Here is a 3,469-nt window from a genome sequence, read left to right on the forward strand (position 1 = left end):
CGACGCGATCTTCTCCGCGTTTGTTTTTTTTGGGGCCACCGCTTCCGCACCTCATTCCGTCTCTAATTCCCTGGACCTGATCGCGATTGACCCGACGAGCCATCAGGACCTATCGAGTCTGCTACCACGCTGCTACCAGGACAGGACAAACCAGCCCCATCTGGCCCCATGTCGGGAGGGCCCTGTGTTGTGGTTTCTTGTGGGGTTAGGTGGTCTGAGGTTGGATCAGGGGTAATTCCTAAACCGCGGGTCATCCGTTCAATGTCGGTTCCCGACCTGTCGCCCCCTGTGCATCCTGATTCCAAACACAAGAGGGATTAGCTAGGAGCAGGTAAATCGGCTAGAAGCTGGCGCTTTTTATTGGTCAATGCCTCTGGGAGGAAAGTTTCCTTCAGTAACTTAACCTCACCAAGCCAGTGGAGGAGGGGGTTCCAATTGGCAATAAGGTGGGACACCATGCCCTTCAATCGTTCCACCGGCAAAACTGTAACCCATCCGGTTCATTCCATTGAGTTTGTGCTTCAAGCTGGGTAGACTGACCAGGCGGTGCGGAGGTCTATTCGTCTGCTCAAGCTTGAGAAAGGAAGGGATTATGGAAACACGGAGCAGGTTGCATTGGTTTCCGGCCATCTTGTTTACCGCAGTACTCTCGCTTGTTGTGGATCCTGCTCAGTCGGCACAGGATGGACAAGCTCCTGCCGTTGAAACCATAAAAGGACAAGATGGAGCGCCGATGGTCTTGATCTCTGCCGGACCTTTTACGATGGGAACGAACGATGGGTTGCCGAACGAGCGACCGGAGCACACCGTTACGCTTGATGCCTATTACATCGATCTATACGAAGTCACAATGACCCGTTATGGTACGTTTTTAGAAGCGAAGCATCGTGATTCACCTCCAACGTGGGATGAGGAAGCGGCTACGGCAGTGGGAGATCGTCCAGCTGTGGGGATTAAATGGACGGACGCGGCGGCCTATTGCCAATCGGCTGGAAGACGGCTTCCGACAGAAGCGGAGTGGGAAAAGGCAGCCAGGGGAACGGATGGCAGGAGGTATCCCTGGGGGCACATGCAACCGTTTGTCGACATCGCGAACTACAATAGGGGAGTGTGGGTTAGCGAAGCGATTACCCTGGTTCCTGTAGAAAGCGGACTTGAAGGGATGAGTGTACGACACGGGTTGAAGGAAGGGGGTAAGAGCCCCTATGGTCTTTTTCACATGGCCGGCAACGCCGCTGAGTGGGTTGCTGACTGGTATGACCGTGAATACTACCAGAAGAGTCCTGATAAGAATCCGTCCGGACCATCAAAAGGTGAGAAACGTGTGATTCGTGGGGGATCTTGGGCCGACTTGCCGGCGGCTTTGCGTGTCACTGCTCGATTTTCAGCGGATCCCGAATTTGAAGATCGGACGATCGGGTTTCGCTGTGCCATGACTCCGGCCAAGTAGGAGACTCTACTTGGAATATCTGTGTAAGTTGCTTTCTCAACGCACACTGGGAGTTTCATCCCTGCGGTTTTGAGGAGTCTACCAATTTTCACTCAATGACGGACCGAATGGTTAGCGTTCTGGTCTTGGCCGCTTTGGCTATCGGCTTGATCTGGGCGTTTCGCAGCGCCAAAGAACCTTCTCCAGCCGTCACTCCCCAGGCGAGTGTTTCGTTGGTTCCCGAGTCCGTACCACTGGTCACGGGCGAGGAAGCCGTCGAGGCCATTTTTATCAAAGCCGGTTGCCCAGTATGTCATATGATCCCGGGCATAAATGGGGCGGAAGGCCGGGTTGGTCCTCCGCTCTTGTTAGGCACGACGGGAGTGAATCGATTGCGGGATCCCTTGTACCAAGGCCGGGCTAAAACTGTCCGCGAATATGTGATTGAGTCGGTCGTCGAGCCGGGCGTCTTTATCGTACCTGGCTATCCGCCGGACACGATGCCGACATGGTATGGCACGAAGTTGAGTGCACTGGGCTTGGAAAAGATTGCTTTCTACCTGGAGAGACAAAAGGAGGGAGGTCTCGGTTCCACGAACTGACGAGCCATCCGGGTGATAGCAGGCGAATGACGTAGATACTCAGAGCAAAGTTGCTCTAGCGTTTTCGGAGCGGGGTGACGTTGCTCGAACTTCCTCCTTGAATCTTGAAAGCGCTTTCACCAGGTCCGGATGATTTTTTGTCCAGGAGAGCATTGACAGCTTCGTCGCCTTTCAGCCCTTCGAGCTTGATCTTCAGTCGAAGATTGTTGGCGCTGTCGGCGTTGATGAGCGCTTGCTCCAGTGAGATCTTCTCTTCTTTGTAGAGCTGGAGGAGCACGTAGTCGAATGTTTGACAGCCTTCATCAATTCCTTGCTCCATGGCCTCCTTCAACGTATCGACCTCGGCCTTCTTGATCAGATCTTTGACGCGCGGCGTATCCATCATGATTTCCAATGCCGGCACGCGTTTGCCGTCTGTCGATGGAATAAGCCGCTGGGAGATAATGGCTCTGAGATTCAGCGACAACTGGAGATAAATTTGCGCGTGGCGCTCGACCGGGAAGAAGTTCATGATGCGCTCAATCGCTTGGTTTGCATTGTTCGAGTGCAGGGTGCCGATGCAGAGGTGTCCGGTTTCCGCGAAAGTGATTGCGGCTTCCATGGTTTCTGTATCTCTGATTTCGCCGATGAGAATGACATCCGGTGCTTGGCGTAGCGTATTCTTTAAGGCGTTCTGAAACGACAAGGTGTCAAATCCGACTTCCCGCTGGGTGATGAGCGACCTTTTGTGATTGTGAACGAACTCGATCGGGTCCTCGACGGTGACGATGTGCCCGGGATGGATCGAATTCCGGTGATCAATCATCGCGGCGAGTGTTGTCGATTTACCCGATCCCGTCGCGCCGACGACCAAAACGAGTCCTCGCTTGGTCATGGCGACGTCTTTGACGATGGGGGGAAGAGCAAGCTGTTCGACTGTTTGAATTTCGGCTTTGATGTGCCGAAAGACGAGCCCGACATTGCCTCGCTGGCGGAAGATGTTGACGCGAAAACGACCCAGCTCTTTGTAGTACAGAGCCAAGTTCATTTCCATCTTTTCTTCGAATTCCCCTCGCTGCTGACCACGCATCAAGGCCAGGGCTAAGGCCTCCAGCTGTTCGTTGGTAAATGGCGGCATGTTGGCGGCGGTGGTTGAGCCATGAACCCGATAGGTCGGTGGGGCATCGACGGTCAAGTACATGTCCGATGCTTCTTGGTCGACCATCACTTTGAGCAGCGTGCGAACGTCCATACGGATCCTCGTTTCGGTTGTTCGAAAATGTTAAGCCGCTCCACTGAAGGCAGAGGCCCCGAACAGATTCGGGTTCATACTGCGTGATTGGGCCTCGGCTTTCGTCACAATGCCCCGTGTTGCAAGGTCGACGAGCGCCATGTCCATCGTCTGCATCCCGTCCTTTTGGCTGGCCTGCATAATGCCGGGAATTTGGTGTAGTTTGGC

At 54.1% G+C, this 3,469-nt stretch carries 4 protein-coding genes; 3 read left to right on the forward strand and 1 reads right to left on the reverse strand.

From position 1 onward, the window contains the following. The 3 genes from ACWVCN_RS00695 to ACWVCN_RS00705 all read left to right on the forward strand — a co-directional run. The coding region (locus ACWVCN_RS00695) for a hypothetical protein (RefSeq protein ID WP_455243581.1) at positions 1-235 on the forward strand (235 nt) is incomplete at its 5' end. A 357-nt stretch (positions 236-592) separates the two neighbouring features. Further along, the gene (locus tag ACWVCN_RS00700) at positions 593-1,450 is read left to right on the forward strand and encodes a formylglycine-generating enzyme family protein (protein ID WP_455243582.1); all 858 of its coding nucleotides are present in this window, start codon (positions 593-595) and stop codon (positions 1,448-1,450) included. A 107-nt stretch (positions 1,451-1,557) separates the two neighbouring features. Further along, positions 1,558-2,031 (forward strand): hypothetical protein, encoded by a 474-nt coding sequence (locus tag ACWVCN_RS00705; RefSeq protein WP_455243583.1) that lies wholly within the window; start codon positions 1,558-1,560, stop codon positions 2,029-2,031. Between the two features lie 55 nt (positions 2,032-2,086). Here ACWVCN_RS00705 and ACWVCN_RS00710 read toward each other — a convergent pair whose 3' ends face one another. Beyond that, positions 2,087-3,262 carry a PilT/PilU family type 4a pilus ATPase gene (locus tag ACWVCN_RS00710; RefSeq protein ID WP_455243584.1) on the reverse strand — a complete coding sequence of 392 codons (1,176 nt, stop codon included), beginning with the start codon at positions 3,260-3,262 and terminating at the stop codon, positions 2,087-2,089. Positions 3,263-3,469: the final 207 nt, after the last annotated feature.

The organism is Petrachloros mirabilis, assembly GCF_975968855.1.